At 42.9% G+C, this 25,492-nt stretch carries 20 protein-coding genes and 1 riboswitch; of the genes, 10 read left to right on the top strand and 10 right to left on the bottom strand.

Annotated elements, in window-relative coordinates; translation table 11 throughout:
- Nucleotides 1-12 precede the first annotated feature (12 nt).
- From AC0YNV_RS32020 to AC0YNV_RS31990, 7 genes are all read right to left on the bottom strand, one after another.
- Entirely contained in the window at nucleotides 13-2,694 is a 2,682-nt protein-coding gene (locus AC0YNV_RS32020) for a CD3337/EF1877 family mobilome membrane protein (protein ID WP_475771660.1), read from the bottom strand.
- Nucleotides 2,663-5,308, bottom strand: coding sequence for an ATP-binding protein (locus AC0YNV_RS32015; protein WP_475771659.1), 2,646 nt, complete (start codon nucleotides 5,306-5,308; stop codon nucleotides 2,663-2,665). Before AC0YNV_RS32015 ends, AC0YNV_RS32020 begins: the two co-directional genes overlap by 32 nt.
- A gap of 31 nt (nucleotides 5,309-5,339) precedes the next feature.
- Nucleotides 5,340-5,744 (bottom strand): TcpE family conjugal transfer membrane protein, encoded by a 405-nt coding sequence (locus tag AC0YNV_RS32010; RefSeq protein ID WP_475771658.1) that lies wholly within the window; start codon nucleotides 5,742-5,744, stop codon nucleotides 5,340-5,342.
- Between the two features lie 3 nt (nucleotides 5,745-5,747).
- Nucleotides 5,748-6,050 carry a hypothetical protein gene (locus tag AC0YNV_RS32005; RefSeq protein WP_475771657.1) on the bottom strand — a complete coding sequence of 101 codons (303 nt, stop codon included), beginning with the start codon at nucleotides 6,048-6,050 and terminating at the stop codon, nucleotides 5,748-5,750.
- Between the two features lie 58 nt (nucleotides 6,051-6,108).
- A complete protein-coding gene (locus AC0YNV_RS32000; RefSeq protein ID WP_475771656.1) occupies nucleotides 6,109-7,242 on the bottom strand; it encodes a conjugal transfer protein in 1,134 nt (377 codons plus the stop codon).
- A gap of 15 nt (nucleotides 7,243-7,257) precedes the next feature.
- A complete protein-coding gene (locus AC0YNV_RS31995) occupies nucleotides 7,258-7,650 on the bottom strand; it encodes a hypothetical protein (RefSeq protein WP_475771655.1) in 393 nt (130 codons plus the stop codon).
- Between the two features lie 274 nt (nucleotides 7,651-7,924).
- Nucleotides 7,925-8,935, bottom strand: a complete 1,011-nt coding sequence (locus AC0YNV_RS31990) for a replication-relaxation family protein (protein ID WP_475771654.1) — start codon at nucleotides 8,933-8,935, stop codon at nucleotides 7,925-7,927.
- A 591-nt stretch (nucleotides 8,936-9,526) separates the two neighbouring features.
- Here AC0YNV_RS31990 and AC0YNV_RS31985 point away from each other — a divergent pair.
- Nucleotides 9,527-10,831 carry a ParM/StbA family protein gene (locus AC0YNV_RS31985; RefSeq protein ID WP_475771653.1) on the top strand — a complete coding sequence of 435 codons (1,305 nt, stop codon included), beginning with the start codon at nucleotides 9,527-9,529 and terminating at the stop codon, nucleotides 10,829-10,831.
- A 39-nt stretch (nucleotides 10,832-10,870) separates the two neighbouring features.
- Entirely contained in the window at nucleotides 10,871-11,431 is a 561-nt protein-coding gene (locus AC0YNV_RS31980) for a hypothetical protein (RefSeq protein ID WP_475771652.1), read from the top strand.
- 1,285 nt (nucleotides 11,432-12,716) lie between these two features.
- Here AC0YNV_RS31980 and AC0YNV_RS31975 read toward each other — a convergent pair.
- Nucleotides 12,717-13,385, bottom strand: a complete 669-nt coding sequence (locus tag AC0YNV_RS31975) for a hypothetical protein (RefSeq protein ID WP_475771651.1) — start codon at nucleotides 13,383-13,385, stop codon at nucleotides 12,717-12,719.
- Nucleotides 13,386-14,070: 685 nt separating this feature from the next.
- On the opposite strand from AC0YNV_RS31975, the gene AC0YNV_RS31970 reads away from it, so the two are divergent.
- Entirely contained in the window at nucleotides 14,071-16,506 is a 2,436-nt protein-coding gene (locus tag AC0YNV_RS31970) for a type IV secretory system conjugative DNA transfer family protein (protein ID WP_475771650.1), read from the top strand.
- 74 nt (nucleotides 16,507-16,580) lie between these two features.
- Here the strand turns inward: AC0YNV_RS31970 and AC0YNV_RS31965 are convergent, their stop codons facing one another.
- Nucleotides 16,581-16,898 carry a hypothetical protein gene (locus AC0YNV_RS31965; RefSeq protein ID WP_475771649.1) on the bottom strand — a complete coding sequence of 106 codons (318 nt, stop codon included), beginning with the start codon at nucleotides 16,896-16,898 and terminating at the stop codon, nucleotides 16,581-16,583.
- Nucleotides 16,899-17,172: 274 nt separating this feature from the next.
- Complete coding sequence (locus tag AC0YNV_RS31960; RefSeq protein WP_475771648.1) at nucleotides 17,173-17,835, bottom strand: LytTR family transcriptional regulator DNA-binding domain-containing protein; 663 nt, start codon at nucleotides 17,833-17,835, stop codon at nucleotides 17,173-17,175.
- Nucleotides 17,836-17,870: 35 nt separating this feature from the next.
- Nucleotides 17,871-17,954, bottom strand: a riboswitch (cyclic di-GMP riboswitch).
- A gap of 314 nt (nucleotides 17,955-18,268) precedes the next feature.
- Between AC0YNV_RS31960 and AC0YNV_RS31955 the strand changes: the two genes are divergently transcribed.
- The 7 genes from AC0YNV_RS31955 to AC0YNV_RS31925 all read left to right on the top strand — a co-directional run bounded on the left by AC0YNV_RS31955 (nucleotide 18,269) and on the right by AC0YNV_RS31925 (nucleotide 25,482).
- Nucleotides 18,269-18,487 (top strand): type II toxin-antitoxin system HicB family antitoxin, encoded by a 219-nt coding sequence (locus tag AC0YNV_RS31955; RefSeq protein WP_475771647.1) that lies wholly within the window; start codon nucleotides 18,269-18,271, stop codon nucleotides 18,485-18,487.
- Nucleotides 18,488-18,697: 210 nt separating this feature from the next.
- Nucleotides 18,698-18,967: a hypothetical protein gene (locus AC0YNV_RS31950; RefSeq protein WP_475771646.1), complete on the top strand. Its 270-nt coding sequence runs from the start codon at nucleotides 18,698-18,700 to the stop codon at nucleotides 18,965-18,967.
- 515 nt (nucleotides 18,968-19,482) lie between these two features.
- The gene (locus AC0YNV_RS31945; protein WP_475771645.1) at nucleotides 19,483-20,331 is read left to right on the top strand and encodes a 30S ribosomal protein S1; all 849 of its coding nucleotides are present in this window, start codon (nucleotides 19,483-19,485) and stop codon (nucleotides 20,329-20,331) included.
- A 17-nt stretch (nucleotides 20,332-20,348) separates the two neighbouring features.
- The gene (locus AC0YNV_RS31940) at nucleotides 20,349-21,257 is read left to right on the top strand and encodes a replication-relaxation family protein (protein ID WP_475771644.1); all 909 of its coding nucleotides are present in this window, start codon (nucleotides 20,349-20,351) and stop codon (nucleotides 21,255-21,257) included.
- Between the two features lie 373 nt (nucleotides 21,258-21,630).
- Complete coding sequence (locus AC0YNV_RS31935; RefSeq protein ID WP_475771643.1) at nucleotides 21,631-23,223, top strand: hypothetical protein; 1,593 nt, start codon at nucleotides 21,631-21,633, stop codon at nucleotides 23,221-23,223.
- Nucleotides 23,224-23,254: 31 nt separating this feature from the next.
- Nucleotides 23,255-24,244, top strand: a complete 990-nt coding sequence (locus AC0YNV_RS31930) for a hypothetical protein (protein WP_475771642.1) — start codon at nucleotides 23,255-23,257, stop codon at nucleotides 24,242-24,244.
- Nucleotides 24,241-25,482, top strand: coding sequence for a CpaE/TadZ family protein (locus tag AC0YNV_RS31925; RefSeq protein WP_475771641.1), 1,242 nt, complete (start codon nucleotides 24,241-24,243; stop codon nucleotides 25,480-25,482). Before AC0YNV_RS31930 ends, AC0YNV_RS31925 begins: the two co-directional genes overlap by 4 nt.
- Nucleotides 25,483-25,492 lie beyond the last annotated feature (10 nt).

The following is a 25,492-nucleotide window of genomic DNA, read 5'->3' as shown; positions in this document are numbered from 1 at the left end:
CCTCTCAGCCCCCTATTGTACGGTTGGACGCTGTTTCGTCAGTCTCGTTTGTTGCGCCGTTTTTGTGTTTTTCTTCAAGATGTTATTGGTGCTCTCGTTAACAGTAGCTTCTTTCAATTTGCGCCCATTCGCGCGCTGCATGATTTTGAGCTCTTGATCCAGGTTAGAAAGATCGGTCGATATCACATGCGATACGCGCTGTTTCAGTGTACTGAACACCTGAACTTTCGTTTCTGTATTCATCTCGAGGCGGTCCCCAACGTCCAAAGTCGCGGTGTTTGCCAGCTTGTCCTTCGCGGCGTTCATACTTTGCTTTAGATTGCTTGGCAGCTTGACGCGGCTCATGTCGACTTCACTGGTCACGATTGGCGTTGATGTGAGCCGAATTGGAACTTCCCGCTTCGACGAAGCTTTAGGCATCTCAGGCACGCTTTTCAGAACCGATGCCGCGCTAAATGGGACAGAAGTGGCAACCGGAGTAACTGCAGGGCCAACTCCCTCAATTGTGCCGGTCGCTTTGCGGAATGCTTCATTGGCACGGAGCAGGTCATCCTTCTTCTTTCCAAACTCAGGCAAGGTCTCAAACTTCGAGGCATACGCAATCCTGCCTTTGCGCGTTGTCATGGTCTCGTTAATTTGGTTCGTGTTCGTCAGTCCAGCGGATTTGAAACGATCGTCCATGCTTTTGACGAAATCAGTATGTTTCACTGGTTCACCCGTTGCAGCAGAAGTGTCGATCGCCGTCTTGTACTCTACCTTATAGCGCGTGAACATCTCGATCATTATAAAGTCGTTGACGTTCGTTTCAAGTTTCCGGTTCTTATTGAGCGTACCTGCGCGTTGCAATTGACTGACAGCTGACTTCGGACGGTTGACCATGAACGTAGATGCCTGACGAATCGAATTCTCGTTCGCATACATCGTCGCAGCGACTTGCTGATCGTTCATATCATCGGTGACGCCTTGTGAGAGAATCGCTCCGCGCACATCTCCCCCATCCTTTTGGACATCGGAAAGACGGCCGTTCTCTTCTTTCCACTCTTTGTCCATGCCGCGAAAGGGGTTCTTTGTACCGTTTCGAAGGTTTTCATTCACCTTGGAGACGTATGGCGTATACTGAACCGGTTGATCGGTTTCGGATGCGAGATGTTCGGACGCTTCTTTCTCCCTCTGATAGCGAAGTTGCATACTAGCCGTCGTGGCATCGTTCAAGTTATCACCTGCTTTGGACAGGGCACTCGGGTTAAAGGAACCTGGCACGCCGTCTGTCTCCTGCTTGTTGAACATGGTACTGACCGTAGACATACCTTTGCTATAAAGGGAGCGGGTCACGTTACGTTGGACAGCATCCAAAACCGTAGATTTGGCTTTTGCAGGCATCGGAATGTGACCTGCTGCCTTAGAGAGGACAGATCCAATCTCGTCCTTATACTTAAAGACGATGTAAACCATAATCGCCTCAAGTAGCATGCCGGTAAACCAGCCTGCCCTTGCCTTAACGGCGACAAGGTTATAGGTCATGTGTCCGACGACCAACGAGAGATCGAGGAAGAACATCGTGAATACGGCCATCAACATCAGCCCGATCAGTTTGAGAAACTGTGATCGTACGACGGACAATCCCGCTTCCCGTCCCGGCAATAGAGAGGCTAGAAGCGTAAGGGCCATTACCATGGCATGAATCAAAAGCTTTAATCGTACGTAGATGGTGGCAATTGACCAGAAACTGAATAGGCCCAGGATGATGGCGCCAAAAATGGTGTTACATAATAGCACAATCATCTGTTCGTCCGAACGGACGTCTGCAACAGCTGGGAAATCCGATTCTACGCTTTTAAGCGCTTCATCTCGTTCATCCGAAAAAGGCTTCGTCTTCAGGACCTTATTAATCTGTATAGGATGAGTCTCGTATGCTGAAGCATCGTCAAACTGGAGCATGCCATATGGCTTCATAACGAGCTCCATCCATACCTGTTCGCTAATGGCCTGTACCCCAGTCGTCGAAGATGTGCTCAGCCCTCCGGGCTTCGCGAGCCCGGCATACATCGTCGATGCGACTTCATTACCCGTATCGTTGAGAAACTTAAGAAACGTTCCGGCCTGGGTGAAAAAGGCGAAGGCCACGACAAGCGCTAGAAGAAACGATATCATCGTCTGGAGAGAATCCAGAAATTTAAATCGTACCATCTGCCATAGAACAGCAAGCATCGTGATCGAGGCGAAAATGCCGAACATCCCGCTCCAGAGGCCATTACCAATTGTTCCGTTATTTATGCCAGATATGCTTTGGATAATCTCCGCGGCGCCGTCTATAAGAGTGTTCATATAGGAGAACGTAAAGGCCTCTCGGGCAATAAAATTAAAGAAGCGGGTGGTCTGGACACCGATCAGGAAAAACCCGGATAGTACCGTATCGTACATCCGACTGACGCTATCATTTGCTTTTGCACCAATCTGCCAGAATTGCCGATCAGGTGACATGGTCTGGAACGAATAATGCGATGGCGAGTATGTGTTGTAAAGGGTGGCCGTCGTTTGATCGCTCGGGATCATGTCGTCCATGGATTTGGCATACGCGACACTCGCGGAGACGATGAACGCAAGAACAAGCGTCATAACTATGCTTAAAACGAAGAGGGAATGCTTGGACGTTTTCTTAATCCTAATCGCCGGAATCTTCATCCTCGGAATCATCCATATCCTCCCTTCCCACGGCTACTTCCGCTTGATACTGAGCGAATCGCTCTAGCACGGAGTACTCATTCTCTTCTTGAACCTCCACTTCCGTCTCGGTCGTTTCCGGCGGCCGTGTGTCGAAGCAATCAAAAAGGTGCTGGAACACGACATCTACGGTAAGGACCCCAACACGACCGTATATATCTTGCATGAGGCATTGACCGTTTTGTAAGTTTCTGATCAAGTCGATATTCTCTTGCGTGCGTTCCAGACCGAAGTAGGACAGGGTATTTTTGATTTTATCTGTGTCTTGATCCCTGAACGCGAACTTCATTCCGATATTTCCCGCAAGATCACCGGCCATGTCCGTGGCGTTTTGCGTCGCGATGCCGAGCCCGCCATTTAATGAGCGGCCAGTACGGATGACGCGGTTTGCCATCTCTTTGCCGATCTGGGTGGCCAGAATTGCCCAGGCTTCGTCCATATTCGCTAAGGTGAATATCCCGCGGTCGAAGTAGATAAAGGAATCCATGAAACTTCCAATCGAGTACATGGTTGCAATAGACATTTTCTCGATTAAGGAGTAGTTCGCAGGAGATTTCTCAATAGCAGGCATCTTCAAGTTTTGTACCTGAAGGATATTCATGGCATAGTCCATATTGATGGATTTTTGTTCGCCATTACCGAATAGGAGCTTTGCAAACGACAGATCCGCAAAACTGTTGAGTACCTCCGCAATAACTGCAGCCTCGTGGCGTGTCTTCCCCATTTCCCGCAGAACATGAATGCATTTCGTGAGGTATGGTTTTGGTTCCGCTGCGACGCGCATAACGGATTGAGAGATATAGCTGTACCCGATCGTATCCGTCTTCACGGAGCTGAGATACGCCAGGATGTCCATCGCGGCTTCCTTAGCATCCTCGATGTTTTTCAGCATGACGAACGGGTCGAGTTTACCAACGTCCTGCGCAGCCGAGGATAAGGTTGCGACTTGAATTTGCCCCTTGAGCTCAGGCAGCATATCAGGCCAATGGGAGCGTTCGCCCTTTGGATCGAACATGAGTGTTTTCCCACCATTGATAGAATTGTGATAGCCAAGTAAATTCATGAGAACCGACTTACCACCTCCGAGCGTACCCGTAATACTGAATGATGGTGATCGGTTAATTTGACTGGCATGGCGAAGGTCGAGGTAGACCGGATTTTGGAGCGAACCTGTTGTCCCGATGTAAAGTCCTTTGCCGTCACCTAAATCCTGGGTTGCACCAATCATGCCGGCAGCAAGTGTTTCAGGTGGAATCCGCTGAATATAGTCCGAAACGTAACGAGGAGAACCCGGTATAAAGTCATTGAACAATAGCCATTGGTCACCCGCAGGCAATTCAATTTGAATGTTTCCCATGTCACGAAAATGGTCTTGGAATATCTTCACGTTGCTTTTGAGCAAATTGAGATCTTCATGATAGAGTCCAAAGGAGACGTGCGTAACAAACGTAGGGTTCTTTCGCTTCTTGTATTCGTCCTCAAGATACAAGGCCTTCTCTTGCTTCTCTTGGAGATCAAGCGGCACCTGTGCGTTTGCTTCGTTGATGTTTTTAACCTGGTTATCGATATCCATCTTTTTTCTGCTCAGCTTTTTGATGGCATCCCTAGATTCCAGTACTTCCACTTTGATGCTCATCTGGACAGGAAACGGTAAAGTCGCAGCGCTATAAAGCCACTCGCTTCCCGGATGTTCCATATTGTCAGGCAGATCAGAAAGTGCAAGGTATGCGTGATGAATTCTCTTATCCTCTCCATCGTGAGGCTGCGTGATCGTAACCCGACGGGCGCTACTGGTATCGATATCTCCTTCGGTCAGGGTTAGGACTTGACGGGGATCGTACAGAAACGTGCTGACTCCACCCCGCTTGCCTTTCGTTTTCTTCGGGTTCCAGCCCTCGACGTTGGAGGATCGAAGCGCAGGTTCCGCTATCCCCCACCAGAAATTACGTTTGATAAGCCACTCAATCTTTTCGTGCGTAACCCGCTCCACTTTGAGTTTTCTCGAGAGCCGATCAAATATTTGTCGCTCTTTGATGTTGTAAGCCTGCCATTCATGGTCAAAAATCTCGGGTTCATTAATGCCGGCAAAGTTTTCGATTGCGCGTTTTGGATGCAGGACAAGTTTTTTTACTTCTGTGGCAATCGTACCGATTTGCTCTACAAGGTCTTTTGCCTCATTTTTCGGAAGGTAGACAGTAATAAAGGCGCGATAATCAGCGTTGTTGGTCCCGGAGACGGCGTTATATCGCTCGTTTAGGTAATCGTCCATCGTATTGATGAACTTCTGGCCCCATTTTTTTAAGGGGCCTTGGAGACGTTCCTTTAGACGGTTGTGATGTTCAGTGATGTCATGGGTACGTGGCAGCCACAGGATGTGAAATCGATCTGTGAGTAGAGTGAGAAACGATGTATGAGAAATCAGCTTGTCGATTTTTTGCTGATCGCTCAAGTGATCATAAACAAAAGCATCAATCTCGTAGATGGCCCATACGGATTTATCGTGACTAAAAATCAGATTACCCTCGTAATAAGCAATAGGAAATTCAATTTTAACCTTGTTCACTTTCTTTTTAGCAGCTAGTGCCAATGTCGAGACCTCCTTGTAAAAAAGGGGCGCGCTAAACACGCTCCCTCTCGTTGCGATAAATAACCTTACTGCCGTACGTATAATGCTTCATATGCTCAAATTTCCGGTATCGGTGAAGCCGCTTGGGACGCATCCAATAGAAAATCATCCCCAGGAGCCATTTATGCGGTGCCTTGCCGTCTAGTTTCTGTTTGGCAATAAGCCATGTGGCGCCGATAGGGAACAGAATGTGGTTATACGAGAAAGGAAGGAAGAAGAAAATTGTTTTCCCGAGCAACCAGAAAATAAACTCGCAAACCATGAAGATGCCAACCACCTTCAAGTTTGCTGGGATCGGGAGCTTCTTCCCTTCTAACGCGTAAATCACAAAGTCAAGATTCCAAATTCTCGTATAATTCGAAACCGTGACGCGTGGTGTTTCGTTCTTTTCGCTCATCGTTTATGCAATAAAGCTGTTATAGAGTTTGGTTGCGATGCCTTGAACCCAATTCCAGTTCATGAAGATGGCTACGAGCAGTGTAATGCCGAATGCACTAGCCATTTTGAACCAATCGCGCGTTACGAGGAAGAAAATGCCGATACATCCGAGTACACCTGGAATCAATGAGTTAACGTTCGAGGTAATCGAGCCGCCAAGCTTCGCTCCTGGGGTGTCTGCGAATACAACTGGAGCAACTACAGCCAAGATGGTCAAGGACAGCAATGCGATACGAAAAGCCAGTTGAGCCTTTTGATTTTTCATTTGAAACAATCTCCCTTCGGATTTTTGATAATATATTTATTAATATAGTGATATACAGCTAATTGGTTGAGGTCTGGACAGGTATATTGTCCGTATTGTCCTTCAGCTCAGGTTTACTCGCTGCTGGAGTGGGATTTTTGGTGGCCGTTGATGAAGTTGCGGTGAGCACTGTTGGTTCAATGCCATTGGAAAGAACGTATAGGCGCCCATCCTGCTGCACGACCTCAAGATTCCAGGAGTTTGCGAATGGTTCATCAATATCGCTATTCACGAGAACGCTTGCTTCAATGCGATACTTTGTTAGTTCGCCTAGACCGGATGGTAATTCATACACCGAGACTTTATCGATCTTCTGATACGTGAACTCTGATTTTTGAACCGCATTAGGTGCTTTAATGCTGTCCGAGTAAAAGTACCGAAGTTGGCTTGCATTCCCTTCATACCATGACCGAAGGTAACTATCTGCGAGCTCCTTGCCTTTGTTCACCAAATCCTCGTCTCCAACAAGATTGCCAGTCGAAGTTTCACCCACGGTATCCCCTTTCTGTTGCTCGGAGATAAATCGCGGGTAGGATTGGATTACAGGTCCCTCATCCGCCAAAGTAACAGGGACGATCACGTATACCTTCTTTTTCACCACCGGCGGCATCGCCGCTTTGCGCTGAGCTTCAAGCAGTTGATCCGGCAATTGTTGAACTTCCCGCCAAACAACAACTGTAACGTCGATGTGCTTAGAGTCGATTTGGTTCGTACGGTAAATTACGGCCGAGGTGACTTTGCTTGAACCTTTAACGTCGTAATTCTTTAACCCCATATCAGGATCAATGCCCTTAATAAAATTTGAAAGTCGCGTTGCTCGATCACTCACAAAGTTCGAATCCCAAGTGAAGTATTCGGTCGCAAAATCAGCCGCGAAGCCCTTAACAGAATCGGAGATAACAGGAGTCGCATTCCCCTCAACGATTGTCTGGTTGATGGTCCGGTTCCCTTGGGCAAATGCGATCGCTCCCTTGAGGATCAGTATACTCATGAACACCCAGAAGAAAGTACGCAACACTTTTTTACCGGCCATTGCCCTCGGCGCCCTCGGCTTAATAGACCTGTCCTTCTTCGACTTTTTATCTGGCTTTGTCTTCTGCTGCTCCTCCGACGGTTCATCACTGCCTTTATTCTTTTTTTTGAATAGCGCCAAACCTAATTCACCTGCCTAGTGTTGATTTTTCTTACTCTTGCTCGGGTTGTTGCCGTTGATGATTACCCCTACGACCACCAAGATGACGGCAATAAGGATGATTGCGTGCTTAGCGTCGAATTCCATTATCCAGTTCCAGTAATTCACCATGCGATTCCAAATGCCCGGTGCTTGCTCAGCCACAGCATTTGAAGCATCGTCAATGATACCGGCAATCTGTTGGTGCGAATCGTCCATATCCTTTGGCCAATCGGTAGCCGAAGATGGTTTAGATGCTGGAGCGGACGTCTCGATCTTCGGGGGTTCATGCGTTACTTTGGATGCCGGATCCCGGATCATTAGAACCGCAACTATTAGAGCAAGTATGATGCCAACGCTGGCGATAATGACTTTTCTGTTTTTACTCAATCGCTCACCTCCTCCCCGATCAAACCGGTGGTATATCAGATGATCAATAATATAACATACCAGTATATTAATTAATATATGACTATTGGTAAATTTTAAGGCATTAATTATTCACATTAAGACATAAATTAGAACGATCTATCTATGGCCAAAAGAGTTCAATCGATGTCTTTCCCTCTCATGCTCGTCATGACCGAGAGTTGATCTTTAGTCAGCTTAATGAATCCTTATGTTCGCTTATGCTCCTCCGTCATTTACTTATACTTTACTTGCTTTAACCATCCTTCCTCCCTGCCGCGGCAAACCTTTGAGCTAGTACATCCCCTATGGTGCGTCCCACGAATACCTGTGTATTAAATCCTTTGAACACAGTCTTCGCAGCAGCCCTGATGTTATTCAGTCGGGCGTCGTAGATTGCTTCTGGAACAATGAAGGCGATGATGCCATTCTTTTGAATGACTGGCGCATCTTTATGGTGTATGACTGCCTTATATCGCTGCAACTTGTTCTCGATTGATACTTGATGATCCTTTGCACTGACGAATGGCGACCTTTGAACAGGTTCGGTTGAGCGATCCAGTTCGACGTAGAAACATTGTTCCTCCAGGCGAAAAACAGCGTCAGGTCGTACCTCAATGTTCATATCCTTATTCCCATAGATGGTTAGGGCGGGGTGCCAGTCCCAATCGCTGAATTGCTTCGCACCGATCTGCTCCAATTGATTGTATTTTAGATCAAGGTAGACTTTTGCAAGTCCCCAAAAGTGCTCCTTCTTTGCCCGTTCCATATCAAGTTCAAGCTTTGAAAGTTTGGACTCCTCCAGAACCCCTATTTTCATTTCCACAAGGCGCAGCCCCCGGGTGGTAAGATAATACCAAGTCTCTCCCTTCACCCTATTCCTTAGTTTTGGAGCCTTGTCCAATTCATCTGGGAGAGCATTCGACTTCTCCAGAACTCCCTTCATGTAGAGGTCAAACAGCTTACGTTGTGCCCTAATCTTTGCAGATTTCAAATCGTTATTATCCATCTCCACCTGCTTAACCTTTGGTGCCTCAGCATACCCAGGATAAACCTCATGGGGATTCTTCCAAAAGTAATGCTCAACCGTCGCAGATATAGGCATACACCTACAAATGTATAGATCAATCAGGAATCGCCAGTCCCTCGTACTCAACCTGTCAACCACAGCACCAAAGGATGATTCTCCTGGCGCACGGACTTTTCTCTTTTTTCCTTCCCCACTTGCCGGGACTGAGCTCTTATCATGCTCCATATTCCCTTTCATTGGCCTACACTCCTTTCACGCATTCCTCCAATGGGGACTCGTTTTTCATGATTAACAATTTTCTGTGTTAGTCGCGATTTTGTGAAATAGTAAAGTCTTCTCGCCATCTGCGTTTACTTGAAAATTGCCTACAAAGTTGAGCACATTGTTCCGCATGATAAAACATCATTTGTGCCAGCTTTTCCGAGACGAATAATGAAACACATCTAATGCCTATTAGGAGATGAATATAGAAACTTCCCTTAACATCATAAACATGCGTGTTGGTCAAAAAAAATTGGCCCTCCCTCTTCGACCTAATTTCGCTTAGAACGAGGATTGTAAGATCATTCCATCGCTCTTGGTAATCATAATATAGATACCTACCCAACAGCAACGGATCACGTAAAAATGGAATTATGGAATTATGACCGTAGGATTAAAGGGGCTCAATGGAAATTTCGAGACGAGGGGGCAGGGCGAGTATGAGTTTGATGAGATAATAATCGAATTATAATTTAATATAAACAAAATACGAATCTGATTTGACTGTGATATAAAAAGGGGATACAATTTCACTAGAATGATATTTTATCCTCAGGAGGAAAAAGCATGAAAATTCACTTCAATGCTGGTGTTGATATTGGAAATTCGGGGTTCGATGCATTCATTGATGGTAAACAGATCCTTCAACCGAATGTATTTGCCGTAGCCGGTATGAATCCATGGGCTGATGACGACTCGGATGTAAAGAAAAACCTACAGAATATCTACGATAACATCGTCGTTTCGGTCATTTCTGCTGCAGTCCGCACAAATATGTACGTCGTTGGTCGTCATGCTTTGAAGACATACGGAGAAAATGTTACTAGCTTGTACGTAAAAGGAAACAATCCGAAGTCGGATCAAGAAGTTCCCTATGTTAACACGTTGGCGGTTATCGCAGCTCGTGCCGTGGAGAAAGCTTACGCCGAAAGTCAAGATATCAATGAAATTGATGTGACTGTAGACATGGCCGCAGCTCTTCCGGTAAAACAATATTCACCTACGAATATCGAAAAGATGAAGAAGAAATTCATGGATGGTACACATACGGTATCTGTTCATCTCGGTTTGACGAAGAAAATCGATGTCAAAATCACCTTCGAATACGTTCATCTCCTTCAGGAAGGTTCCCCACCGGTATTCGCGCTTCAATTGGACAAGGATGGGGATTGGAGAACGGGCAGCTACACTCCTAACAGGTCCAACCCTGATACTGATTTATTCACTGAGTTCGCAAATACTTATGACCTTCCGGATGGAACCGATGGAAGTTACCTCGATGGCAAGAATATTCTTCATCTTGATCTTGGAGATGGAACGGCTGATAGTCCGTTTACAAGGGGTGATGCCGTGGATAAAGACTTCTGTTCTGGAGTTAACCATGGCGTCGGACATGCTATTGTTGACTCTGTTAATGATCTACTGGAATTGGCCCCGCATGCTTTCAATTCGATTTCTCGCCAACAGTACAGTGATATTCTGATCAGCCAATTCTCATCACGTCCACACAAGTTCTTAAATGAGGCAATGTCGGCGTTCCGTCCACATTGTCTGAACCAAGCAAATCAAATAATTCAGCACGTTGCCGACCAAATCTTGAAAATCAGTGCAAATGAGATCGATATTCTTGTTGTATACGGCGGTGGAAGCATTCTGATGAAGGAGCAACTATTGCCGAAGTTGAAGGAACTCACTGATAACTCACGTATCATGCTTTTTTATATTCCAGCAAAATACGCTTTATCATTAAACGCCGAAGGACTTGATTACTTCGTCCACAGTGAAATTTACCGAGCGTTGAAAGCTCGGACGGTAATTTCTAGCGTTCCTGAAAAAACCAAAAAACAGGTCGCAGCTGCCAAACAACAATGATGCTCTAGAATATATCTGATTCAAAAGGGGGTGATTCTTTTGAAGACTACCCAAGCAATACCAGGTAAACCGATGGTCATGAAGTTGCGAGATGATGAGGAGAAAATCGTCTGCGATTGGTTTAATTTGCAGAATGTTTATAGTGACTCAATCCGCTATCTGATTCAGAAAGAAATTGCTGAAAATGGTTTAAGAAACCTTCAGGAATTTATTCCGCAATTTCGTTCGGTGGAATCGTTGAAAACGTTGTTAGGATATACTGTTTCCGAACCAGTGAAAATGGTTGCGCAACCTCCGGTAAATCATGAAGCGGTCCATGATGAACCAGTTATATCCCCTCCTCACTCTTCTCTTGTGAGTGAAACATCAAGTCCGATTCAACAAGATCTTTCTGTTCCTTCTGGATATTCTACGAATACACAGGAGAATGCGAATACATCATTAGGGGGTGCACCTAAAAAGGATACGACTCCTGTGCCACTTCTTTCTGGTAGTGATATGCCGAATCAACAGGCAACAGTAACAGCACCTTCAGATTCAGGAAGGAAGCCAGCCAAAAAAGTATTTGGTGACGACGTTACAAAATCGTACGCAAATTAAAACAAATCACCTCCACTCGATAGGTGGAGGTGATTTGTTTGTACTACTCCTTTTATTTTTTCCAGAGATCGAGAGATAATATCTCTCAACCAACATTTTTCTTCCCTACGGCAGTCTGTGAGTTTCATTAACTCTTCTTCGTTGGTAAGTTTTATGAGATTTTATCCGTTTACGATGCTTAAGACATCTATCTTTTACGGGCGACTATATTTGCGTTCGACCGTGTCGCACTTCCAATCCCCTCTCCTTGTACCACGAATTAACCGGAAGTCCATACCGTCCCAAGTAACCAATACTTTATCCCCGCTCCCCTACTTTACTCATATTCCTGTAAACAGTTTACCTGGTCGTGCGCGCCGAGCAACTTGGAACTTTTTCGTACCCTTTAGGAAGAAACGTGAATATCAGCTATCTACGAACAGGTTGGGTGATCAAACATCATTGGACACTTCGCTAGGAATTTATCTCCTAGTTTTCTACTTATAAGAAAAGAATGTTAGCGATCGCTCGCCCACTTCGGTTTACTCTATATTTCAGAATGAAGGGAAACACATGTTGCAGAGTGCTCACGTCGTCGTGACTTTCGAATTTGCCATCACCGCGTGACAAAGTAAAACGGCCGATTGACAAGGGAAGCCGTTCATTATATCTAAAATCTCGATGCTCTTCTTCTTCGTGCAGGTTCATCCGAACAAGTCCCTACTTGTCAAACCTCATCTACTGTTCTCTCTTCCGTCATTCATCATTTGATATCTATTGACCAGAACGCTAACTGCAATCGGTTGTTTTTCAACTATGGTTCTTTCCTCAATTCCCGCACAATCGATTTTGGTGCCCGGAGCGACCGCTCAAAAGCCCTGTAAGCTGTTCTCGATTCTCTCCACTCTCTATTCACTCACTCAATCTGCTGCTCTCGATTTAAGTTTAGCCGGAATGAATGACGAATTCAAATTCCGGTTTATCCAACATAAAGCAGAATTTTAGGTGAAATACTCTCTTAATGATTGATCAATAAAGATTTAACGTTGATTTATTAAAATCGAATAATTATATGATTAATATATATTATTTATTAGATATAGATCCAATATATAAAAATCAATTTCAGATACTAACCCAATCATTATTAGATTAGCATTTGATATGAATTTGTTAAATAAAACTTTTAAATGCAATAAATATTTAATGTATATTTCATTTAAAAAGATATATTGTAATAAATATAGTGAGTATATGTAGTGCATCATTTGTTCTTTGAAAAAAATAGAGCGCAACATGTGCGCTCCTAGTTGATTCCATATTCTGCTTTCAGGGCTTCCGTCATATGATCTTGTACATATCTGCGAATAAACGCTGCCCTCTTACCCCAATCCTCATCTTTGCGGAAAAGTCCCACTTTCCGCAATCTTTCTGATTCGGGGAGCTTTGACCATTCTTCAATTGCTTTTTCTTCAAGACTCCATTCAACTTTCATGCGTGTCATCTTGTTATTAACTTCCTCAGCTCTGATCTCCTCTATTGTTTTCGGAGGTGGCAATAAACTTCGATGCTCCTCCAGAAGAAGTGTTGCTGCAGAGACGACTTCCTCTCTAATGCGGGCTTGGGCTTCCTGAAACTTTTCTTCGAACTTGATCTCCATTTGTCTACGAATGGCTTCGATATCCAGCAGACCACTATCTCCCATCCCCCATTCAGGTGGGAACGGTCGTAATTCGAACACGTCTGGAAGTTGATCGAAAATAAGTTGAAGATTATAGCTTTTTTCTCGACCTTCTCGGATATACCTCCCAATATCGAGGTCGAGTTGGTCGTATACTTTTTCGCCAAGTATTCGATTTACATAGTGAATTCGTTTCTCTTCTAAGGCGTTAAACCATTGATTGATTGTATTGTGATGTTTGGCTTCAATTAACTTGGCAAATTCGGATATTTTCCATGCCTTTTCGAGTTCCACACTACTCCTCCTCTACATATTGTTGATTACATGTTGTATATGGTGTACATGTGCAGCACTTGTACAATTAATCATACACAAACAATTGAAAAAAGTCACCAATTAGAGGATCTCACAGAGTTCTATGACAAATGGAGTGTACAACATATGTGGAATGTGTGAGTAACATATGACAGTTGGTTAACTACAAGTAAAACATCTGTGAGACACGATATAAATGTAGTTGACTATATGTACTTGAGATATGTTTAACAACCTACAATGTGTAAATAACATATGAACAATATGTGTAATATAATAGAAATAAAGTTAAACTCATGTGATTAACTTGTGTATCACTGTATACAAGTAGTAAACAACATATGAGATATTTATACAGTATAATAAATAATAAGTTGACTACATGAGTATGACTTGTGAATCACTGTCTCCATGTAGTCAACAACATATGAATTGTATGTGTAAGATAATAGACAACAAGTTAACTACATAAATACAACATGTGAAGTGTTGACTACAGACGGTGAACAACATGTATGGAACATATTGATAAGAAGCGAGTATTGAGGGGTAGAGATGTGACAATTAATGTTAATCTGTTGAGGAAATTTATTATGACAAAATGGTCATCCGTAATATAATATATTAATAATATAACATACTGGAATAGAAGGTGGGGGAGCAATTGAAATATATAGGATTACTAATCGGAGGTATTATATCAGCGATTGGTCATATGCTTGCATTTATATTCAAAAATATCTTCATACAAGTGAGAAGGTACGCAATGGATCCGTCTAATAAAAAAACCATTTGGAATATGCAAGCAATAAGTATCTTGACCATACTTATACTCAGTTTCTTATGGCTAATAGGAAGATATCAGGATTTATTCTATGGGGTAGGGCAACCTGTGTTTTTTCGTGCAATTCCATTGCTAATTGCGTGTTTTTTAGGTCATATTATCTATTCATGTCCTTTGCTATTTAAAAGCACATATGCTAAACCGGTGATCCAGACATTTTTGAACGCATTAAGCATGCTGGCTGCTGGACAAATCTTGATGAGATATGTCCCGGGATGGAAGGGGTTGGGCATTTCAAGCATTCTATTTTTTGGTGCAGTGGTCATTACCCTATACTTCACATTACATATTAATATTCGTTCAACTGTATTTAGTAGATTATCAAGAGCTGCTGAAGAATTAACGCTTATTAATAATACAAGTGAGAAGGTAACTGTTCTACAACGAGATGGCGCTTTAATCTCAAAATTTGCTACCCTCGATAGGGCTGATTTAAGCAAAAAGGGTTCATTAAGCCATCTAAGATATTACTCTGAAGAATGTAGACTTGAGTTGTTCCACACGGTACCCACAAAAGTACGTCAAAGTGAACTAATCGTACTTAATCGTGGGGATCGGGCGCAGCATCAACAAACTATCGGTGGCACTGGTGCGGGGAAAACATTACTCGCGACAACTTTTGTAGTGCAGGATGTTCTAAATGACTTTATGGGTTCTACAATCCTTGAGCCGAAAGGATCTTTTATTAAGAGAATGGCAAACTTCATGGACAGAACAGGACGACCATACCGCCGCTTGGATCCGGAGTATGCATACACAGATTGTCTAAATCCTTTCTTTGTACCAATTGACGAAGACATTGAACCAATGGTAGAGGCTAATGTTTCTGCATTTCATGGATATCTTGGTCCAGATGCAGAGCAGTATTTTAAAAGTCGATCAACACAATTATTGCGAGTTAGTATCAAGGCTCTAAAAATTGCGATGGGGAATGATTGTACCTACAATGAACTAAATCGTTTGATACAACCGATTAATGACAATTATCGGGCCGAAATTATGTCTGAATTTATCGGTCGTGAATCAGAAGTGCCTTTGCTTCTTGAGTATACGAGGAATATGGCGAGTGGGGGAAAGCTACAAGAGCATGCGATGCAAACTTATTCTGGATTGTATGACTACTTAAGCGAATTAACAGAAAGTAAGTACATCCAACGCATATTCTGTGGCAAATCAACCTTTAACATTGACGACGCACTTCGGAATGGTGAGGTTGTCCTTGTGAATGGGGCATATGGAAAGCTACAGACGCTAACTTATACCGTCGGGAGACTATACCTGAACTTACTGCGTGCAAGCACGTTTCGGAGAAATCTAAATGAAAAGGTCCGGCCACATCAACTTACAGTCGATGAAATCGAAATGTTTGCTGATGAGGAATTCTCAACATTTCTTGAAATGGCCCGGGAGTTTGAAGTATATGTAAACGTCATTCACCAGGGGAATGTCCAGCTTGAGGATGTAAGTGAAAGACTGAGTGGTATGGTAAAACAAAATGCCGTTCAAAAATTTATATTAGCCGGCTTGGACAATGATGACGCAGAATATTACGCGGATATGATTGGCGAAGAGTATAAAATTGGACAAAGCAGCGGTACGGATGAAATGTCTTCTACAGGTTTCAAGACCCAACTAATAGAAGAAAAACGTTATCGCGTAATGCCGAGTGAAATTACAGGATTAATGGGATTCAATCCTGAAACTGGGGAACCAGGCGAGTGTTTGTTCAGAGGCGTTCACAATAATGTGAGAATGGACCCAGTCATTGGCTTGGTGTATCCTCTCCCAAAGAAGCTATTTGAACCGCTCGGAGAAGAACAGGTCCCAGCTCAAGATGATTCCAATGCAAATCAAAATGAATCAACGGGGGAAGATAGTGGTGGGGAAAGTGTACCGGAAAAGGAATTGAAAAATCCTCAACTTGAAGTGACTAAGCAAGAAATAGAAATTAATAATAACGAAAATAACCAGTCCGAACGCTTGGGACGCATAAAAGAGAAGGGTTGGTGTGCAACAAGAGAGAAAGAGAGTGGAGTAGATGGTAGCCAGTCTCATAACACAATTAGAAGTTCTGCATGGGATAGTGGAGATGATAAGACAGAAATTACTATCAAACGTGAGGGCAAGACTTCTACTGGCAATCAAGAATGCACAAGACAAGACGAACCATATGGAGTGATAAGAAACAGAGCACTCAACGATCTCGAAGAAAAACTTGCACTGCGGGCTGAAGCTGCAAGAAACTCAACAACTTAATGAAAAAGCCGATGTATCCCTTAATGGGAATATCGGCTATCGTTATTTCACTAGGAAAATATAATTATTATGCTCTAATCGGCATCTACGTCCTCAGTAACATCCAAAAATAAATCTTTAAACTGCTCATAAGCTGATTGGCCAAGAGGGGTAAGACTGTATAACTTTTGTCTGCCCGCAGAATTAAACTCAGCAAATCCGAGTGCTTCAAGCCAGCAAACAGCAAAATTCAATTCACCGCGCCTGACACGTGCTTTTAATGACAAATCCTCTTTATTCCAATCCTTCTTTGAGAGCGCCTGCATAACTAATTTAGGTCCATTAGGTAAGTTTTTAATCATCTTTTCTAAATAAAGCTCTAACGAACCTTCAATTTTAAAGTCAATAGACATGACGTTTTTGCACTCCTTTACTTTAATCACCAATTAATTAATATACTATCACACTGGTTGGATAATTAACATACAACAATGATTACTGAAATAGCACATTTGAATACATTTCAGCATGAGAGGAAGCAACGGAATAGCCAATGGATAATGCTAACAATGGCTTATACACATAGATAATCATATCTGTCATTCATTTTATCTTATCACCGCGGCGATCATAGCTGAAATGTTCGCATTGCTTGCATACAAGTTACCGACTCGAATTACAATAGGTCTACAATTTTATATTTCGAACAAATATTGTACTGGAGGGGTTCGGCGCTAATTTACCCTCCATATCATTTTTGTTATTTTGAGCAGCAGCTCTGAAAATTGAATTTCGTAAAATCTGCAAACGAAACCAAGTTATATCAATAAATTTTCCGGTCATTCTTTTTTCCAAAAAAATACGTCCGTTTTTATCGTCAAACGAAAAAACATGCCTTAAATTCACATAAGTACCGAAGTGGACACGAATGAAATCTGCGTTTTCTAATCGCTCTTCGAGAAGCATGTATTCCTGGAGCTTCATATTTTCATAATAAACGTGTTCTGCCAGATGATACTGAACATGGCTGTTTTCATCTACCTGAACATACAATACATCATCGAGATTAATTTCTAGAATACAGTAGGGCAGGGCGGCGGCTCCCATCTCATATTCCACATGCCCTGCAATCCTCATTAGTTCGTTAAAATCAGTGCTGTAAGCTGCTGCGAATTTCCTTAAAGTTTGTGGACGCGGAATAATCTGGGGTCCACAAATGCGATTTTCACCTAATTCTACATCTCGAATATAGCCATGGCTTAACCCACTACGTTGAGCTGCCTTTCTTAAACTAAAACCACATGTTAAACGGAGAGATTCAAGGTGGGACCCGATTTTATTTGAACTCATTGCGAAATGTCCCTTTCAAATAGGTTTCGGCGAGAGTTGGCAACCCGGCTGTCATAGCATATTACGTTAGACCCGTGGTTTTGCGTCCTGCGCTTTCGCGTAGTTTGCCAAATCTGCATACAACCTCTCTCTAAATAAAATATAACATGATTCTCAAGATTATACAGAGAGAATTTAGGAATAAAGTTGTTAAAAATTCAACATGAAATAGTCGTACTTAGTCGAAATAAATCGTTAAATATCCAGTTATGTCTAAACAGCCATTGGAAGAAACATGTTGACCGATTAAAATAGTTCATAGTACAATTCGTCTGTACTAAAAATAGTACATATGTCTCACTTGTCTCCACACATTATGATTCAAGAATCACTCTTATATTGTAGTCATAATGGACCATAATAATTATAAGACAACCTGGGAGGACGATTAGAAATGCAGAAAGTAACTTTTACCTTATTGTTCGAAGGAAATAAAAACGACAACAATATCTCCGTTTATATACCGGAGCTACGCCTTGGGATGGTTGGTATGACGCATGAAGAAGCACGAGAAAACGCGATTGATTTAGCAAGGATGGAAAAGACAAGCCTTATAAGAGGTTGCAGGGAAAACGTGCCGATCATTGAACGTATTGAGCTAGAATTCGAATAAACGATAAACCAAAAGGAGATGGTGTACGAGCTATCTCCTTTTATAACCCAAAAATGCAACGAAGAAAAGTAGCAAATATATCCAAGTTTGAAGGAGAATTTTGAGTATCATTTCCTCGATCCATCACTACAATTCGTCTTGGGATAAATAAATGATCAAGCTCGAGTAATTACTGTCCTCAACGCAAATTCGGGAGAGCCAGTTAAGTATATGTCGAGGGGTCTCAATGAGCTAAATAATCATCAAGAGGCGGAAATCGCCGGCAGCACGATTAATGGGAAGGAAATGCTGGACCATCTTATAGGTCAAGTACAAGCAGGTAGACAATACGATGAGCATACTATTATGACAGATGAGGATTATATTTATGCTATCCAAATCGGTAAGTCGGTCTTGCAAATTGAACTCCATAAGTTAGCTTCGGATAGAGTGAAAACATTGAAAAGAGGCGTCACAGGGCATTTGACACGATTAAAATAGTCCTTCTCAATCCCATTGTCGTATAGTAATATATTAGTATATATATCAGTTAATGTTCAATATGATGGCACTAGGGAAGGGAATATGAGATGGGACATAAGCCTCCAAACATTACTGAAGAACTTGAATTCAAACTTACACATTCGAATTGCAATGCGGCGGTCGTTAATATGTTTTATTTGATTGAACATGATACATCATATGAAAAAGGTGACTGGTCGAAATTGAACAACAAGGATCAGTTGTTGTTAATCAATCTTTACCCGAAAGGGGGGATTATGAAGTTAGCTCTATTAACGTGACTAATGACCTGACCGGCATCACACCGAACAGAACGGAATAAGTAGGATCCCTTGGGAGGTAAAGCTTGAGGATACCATAGTAAATGCCCGCTTCAAAAACCAAATCACTAATGGTTACTAATATACGCGAAGGAAATTTAATGGCAATTGGGGTTGGCAAAGCAAGGTTTAATTCAAATCATTTATACGTTAAAAAACGGGGAGGCAATTCGATTGAATAATCCATTGGTTTCAAGCCCTATGCAGGAGTATAAGACGTCTGCACGTCGAAAATTAATCCATCAAGGTGTCGTCACCGCTATTGAGAATCATGCGCCTTTTGGCAAGAATATGCAGTGTGCTTTGGTGGAACTGAACAATGGTCTGAAAGGTTTAATCTACGAGGATCAGTTCGATCGCAGAAAGTACAATTCTCTTGTCGGCTTCCTCGATCATAAGATTGATTTTATGGTCCTGGATGTTGCCAAACTGGGACAGGACGCTTCGAAAGTGGTAGTTTTTGATGAAAAAATGGGAATCGTACTACTGTCACGGGTGCAGGCAATCGATGAGATGCAAGAGGAGTTCTGGGAAACAGCAGAATTGAACCACATCGTTACTGGGTGTGTGTCTGGTTTCGAAGATGAGCGTATCTATATCCGTATTCATGGTGTTATCTGCGTCTTGCCGATCCAAGACTACGAACATGATTGGACTACAACAGGAAAAGGCCTAGTTCCTTTGGGTACAGAGCTCACAGTAAGAATCACGTTCATTGATCGCGTTAAGAAACAAGTGCGTGTTTCTCGGAGGGAGCTTCTTGAGGATCCATGGAGCAGAGTTCATGAGAAGTTTGGTGTGGATAATTATTATACCGGTATTATTACTAGCGTCGTTCAAGATGTGGGTATTTTTGTTAAAATTGCACCAGGAATCGAGTCTCTTGCCTGGTTTCCTCCTTCAAACAAAATGCCGCGCGATGGAATCCTTCTCGGAAAGAAAGTATCCGTGCGCATAAAGAATGTACATGCCGATAAGCGAAGGATTGGTTCAAGAATCGTAGATTTCCCGCATGAAATCTAACGGAAGGGAAATAATCGATGGATTATAATGTATCTCCATTCATCAAACCGCAACAAAATATCGCGGTCCCAGAACAGCCAACATGGGATGATCCATATGCCTTTATTACAAATCAAAACAATCTGCCGAGTCACGATTTTTACTACATCGATGGAAAGATCGAAAAGAACTGGATAACCGAACGTGATGTCGAACTTGTTCGGTTTATTTTCGTTCATCGCTGGCTTGTTCTTAAGCAAATTGAAAGATTGTTCTTTCCTGATGTCGAGCGCAATAAATCTGTTCGGGATCGGGTGAATCGTCTAATTAAATACGGCCTGCTGCGCCGAACACAATGGTCGAGCTATTCCTTACCAGATAAAAATAGACCTAGTATTTATGAACTTGGCGATAGCGGTGCAGACATACTGAAATACAAATTTGGAATGATGATCGGTCAACGTGATCCACGAATACTAAAAACGACAACTATTATTTTCCGCATGCGATATGTAATCACTAATGAACTTTATATTCAACTACGTGAATCATTTGATCTGGTGCACTTTGAGTTCCATCCTTCACTAAAAAGAAAGGAGGACCATGTGGTCCCAACCGCTCGGTTTGTACTTCGTACCCCCAAAGGGAAGGAAATGTCGTTTTATCTACTGTGCCATCGGGAAGATGAGAAATGGGTAAAAACCATTCGTTTTCAGACGAGATTTTTCAAAGAGTACCTTGTCAATGATGATTTAGAAGAAACACTAGTTGTTCTCGTCTCTACGGATGAGAAGGCATTACTGGCATATAAAATTGCTGAACAAGAAGGAGCATCCAGCCGAATTTGGTTCGTAACAGATAAAGACCTGCTTGGTGGCGCAGTTGACTTGCGAAGAGGTTTCTTTGTTTTCAACAAAGGCGAAAAGGTATATTATGATTTACGGTGACGTAAGAAAGGAGAGGTGTGAGTGATTCATAGATGAAGATCCATCTCCTGATTGAAAATAAGCTGCATGAAACACTCATCGAAGTCATGCTGCAAGTGAGATTGGGTTCGAACTAGGGCGCACCGGAGTAAGGTTAGACTCTCGAAGGAATGTTACTATGAAATACGCGAGAAGTTTTCGATGCCTTCACTTGATGGACTTGGTAGCAGACTTGCTGATTTGATCTTGCAAGACAATATGTTTTTATTTATTGCTCTTGGTAGATCTCCCCGAAGTTGCCCTTACGGTAGGGGCGTTAACACAGAATGGCGTTGCGATAGTAGCATATCAATATATTAATTAATATACGTGTATCAAAAAGACAGGGGAGACCATGAAACGTCTATTTATAGTTTTCGATGATCAGGACTTTGCAGAATGGATCGAAGAAGAACTTGCCGATTACGGACGCGTGATACGCAGTATCGACTCGATGGATTTTTTCATCCCGCAGTGGAGCTCGTTAGATTCTGCTGCAGATGTCATAATCCTCCCGGAAGCAGTTATCACAGATGACGCGTCATTTCAGAAAATCTATCAAAGCATACGGTTAGGCTCACCGGAAACGGTTTTTCTTCTCATTTTCCATAGGGGGAAAGATGAGTTTATTTCAAGGATCGAGGCAGATGGGAATGTCTGCGTCAGCTTCGATGAGTTGGATACCGGACTGCTTGAAGCGAGACTACAAAGCCGGTCAGCAGAGATATCGAAGAGTAAAAATATAAGCTCAGCACTCGAGCAAACGCGACCAGCTTTAAATATTACATCGGATAGGCAAGAAGAAAACAATCAAGAGACAGAAAAGAAAGCAACTCGTGAGGTCAAGGAGCAAAAAAAAGAAGAAATACCATCAGCAACTTCACAAACGAATGAAAAGAACCTACCGGATCCAATCGAAGAAACGGCGCATGCTTCAGAAGATGATCCGTATCCGATCAACGATTACCTGCATGTTGAATCTGCTGGAAGCGAAGAACCTCAGAAGTATTCAGAGCAGTTACCATCTGAAGGTTCGAATAATAAACGTCGGACGATGGAAGAGCAGAAGGTTAAGCTCCAGAAGATTAAGGAACGTATCATCATTAAAGAAAAGATCGTCACTGTTCACGTGCCGGTTCACTTCAATTCCATACTCCTTTCTGTAATAAGCTTGTATCCTCGCGCAGGAGCAACATTCGTCACTTCGAATTTTGCCAGGATGCTTGGAGAAAACAGAGTTCCTGTTGCGGTGTTTGAGCCTGTCTTGCAGAGTATCGGGTCAACTTATTACGAGCTCATGCACGGGGAAACGAATGCTCCGAAGGATTGGAAATCATGGGCTGAACAGATTCAAAAAGTCGGGTACATTACGCAAGAAAAATCCTGGGTAACTCATGGTGTAAACTGGGTACCTGCAAATGCTAATCCCACTCCGAATTGGAGCGAGGATCAAACCATTCAACTCCTTATGGCCGCCAAACGTTTTCCAATAGCAATTTGTGATATATCGTCTAATTATCATGAGCCACAATGTAAGAAGATACTTAGCATGTCAGATGAAATTTGGATTGTTGCAGATGGCGATCCAGTCCAATTAAATCACCATCTTCATGAAATCGATACGCTGAAGAATGAATATTCAGGAAAGCAGATGAAAGTGATCGGAAATAAGTGGGGGAGCTATATCAACCAGAATGAATGGAAAGATGCCGTCCTACTCCCGACACTTACACAAATTCCTGATCTCGGAAGCATCGTCCTCAAGTATGCTTGGGAAGGTAACCTGGCTTGGGATGACATAGAAATAAAAAACTTGTTAACAATTCCGTTCAAACCAATGGCGAGAGCCGTAATGTCGAAGGAAATGTATACCCTAATGAAAAAGCAGTATAGTTTTGGTGCTAAGGTTCGTAGATTCTTCCATCAAATTAAATCGCCTAAGGATTAATCCAAAACCTGTTGTTAGGGAGGAGTAAGTTATGAATCGAAAATGGATATCTGGAGCAATTGGCTTGATGATTGTTGCCGGGTGCGCAGTAGGATTTTTTCAGTACATGAAAAGCGTTCAAACGGACGTTACGACAATGCAGACCTGGAAACCAGTGAAAATGATTGAGTCCGGCCAACTTATTACGTTGAATATGGTGAGGAAAGTATCCATCCCTACCGTCCAGCACATGGACAATGCCATTTTGGATAAAAGCCTAATAGTTGGTAAACGTGCTCTTATTCCGATTGGGGAGTCTGAAGAGTTTCTTTCTTGGAAGTTAGGCAACGATAGCCTTTATCCAACGAGTGACGAGGAGTATATCGGATTTAAAATTGATTTCGTCGGCGCCGTCAATAATATGGTTCGCCGCGGAGACAAAGTGTCGGCTTGGGTCGAATACACCCAGCCAAAGGTTCTCGATGTAAATGGGCAAGAGATTAGCGAAGTACAACAAGCTGCTATACTTGCTGCCAATCCTGCGACCACTTTCAAGAAAATCTATACCAAACAATTGCTATCTGACTTAACCGTAGCCTACGTCAAAGATTCAGAAGGTAATGAAATTGCAGATACAACGTTGAATGGACCTATATCCCTCCCGAGTGTAGGTGGACAGCGCGATGAAGATAATGTTGAACGATACCGCCAAAATGCAACGGGACAGCCTGCATATATTACCTTCATCATGTCGCAGGACCAGTATCAAATATTTGCCGCCGGCGCTAAAGACGGAACCATTCGATTGGGTTTGCCGAACTCGATGAATACTTTTGGATCAATTACAAAGGAAGAAGGTAAGGGAAACGATTCAAACGATCAGCAGCCAATTGATGATGGCGTAAAGGTAGAAGAGACGAAAGTTGATAATGGTATCTCGATAACACCGGATTCGAAAACCTTGGGTAGTCAAGTGCAACAAGATGAAACGGAAACACTATCAAATCCGGCGATAAATAGTAATGGAGGGACACCAAAATGAAGATTATATTTGCTTTCTCCAAACCAAGTCTTGCTGAGGCAGCCGGGAAAATCATTTCGAAAGATGACGATATAGTCTATGCCTTTAATGAATCCGAGCTGAACAAGTCGCTGAGTAAGTCGGGTAAGGAACTAGATTTCATCTTTGTTCACGAGGATATATTCAGTTCCAAATACCCTTGGAATTGGATGAGTTCGATAAAAACCATCGTAGGTGAAATGACAAGGATCGTCATCTTGATCTCAGAAACGACTGACTCGTGGTATCGAGAAATTATCCAACGGATCAGCATTGATTTGGGTGTTTCCCTCATTCCAAATGGTCTAACCGAGGACGAAATTGCTGAAGAGATCGGTGCCCGGATCTCAAATAAACCAAAGCAGACTGAAACCGGTGATGGAGGACGGCTAATCACGTTCATGGCAGCTTCCCCGAAAGACGGGGCTACGACAATTGCAATCTCTACTGCTGTATGCGCGGCGCAGCGGATGCCAGAAAAGAAGGTTTTGCTTGTAGACTTCAATCTTAAAAGCCCAGAAATCCGTGATCATCTGAACGTACAGTCCGATAAAGGATATCAGATGCTCCAGGCGGATTGCGATTCGGGAACGCTTGAACAAAGTTCTCTCCTAAAGGCTTGCGAATCCCTGAAGGATATTCCCAATCTTCATATTCTAACGGGTATTCAGCGACGTGAATGGGCCGAAAAAATCACAATCGAAGAGATTGGACATTTCTTGACGGTTGCCAGAAAGACGTTTGATTTGATCGTAGCAGACGTTCATACATTCCCTGATCAAGCCGCAACATTGAAGTGCATTAAAGATGCTGACGAGCGCCTGGTGGTCGTGCAGCCTATCGTAACAAGCTATCAGTCTTCATGGAATGACTGGTATAACAGTGTATGGCAGCATTATGGAATGAAAGAGACCGATTTTCAATTGGTCATGAATCGAGACAATAAGGGTGCACTAGACGGATTTGGAATTGAGAAGGCCATGGGTACCAAAATTGTTTCACGAATCCGGAACGTCGATAAAGGAGCGGGCATCAAGGCTATAAACTATGGTCAACCGCTCTATCTCAATACTGGAGATGAATCGGTTGATTTCCGGGACAATATTTTGCAATTGACGGCATGGATCGCGGAACGAGTAAAAGTAGAAATTGTTCCGCTTCAATCCGATCACAAATCAGCACTAAAAGGCAAACGAAAACTCTTTGGCTTAATTGGATAGGAGGGAATAT

The organism is Paenibacillus sp. JT31N11 (assembly GCF_056269285.1).
The sequence above is the reverse complement of the archived record's forward strand: the minus strand, read 5'-3'. Positions and strand labels throughout refer to the sequence as shown.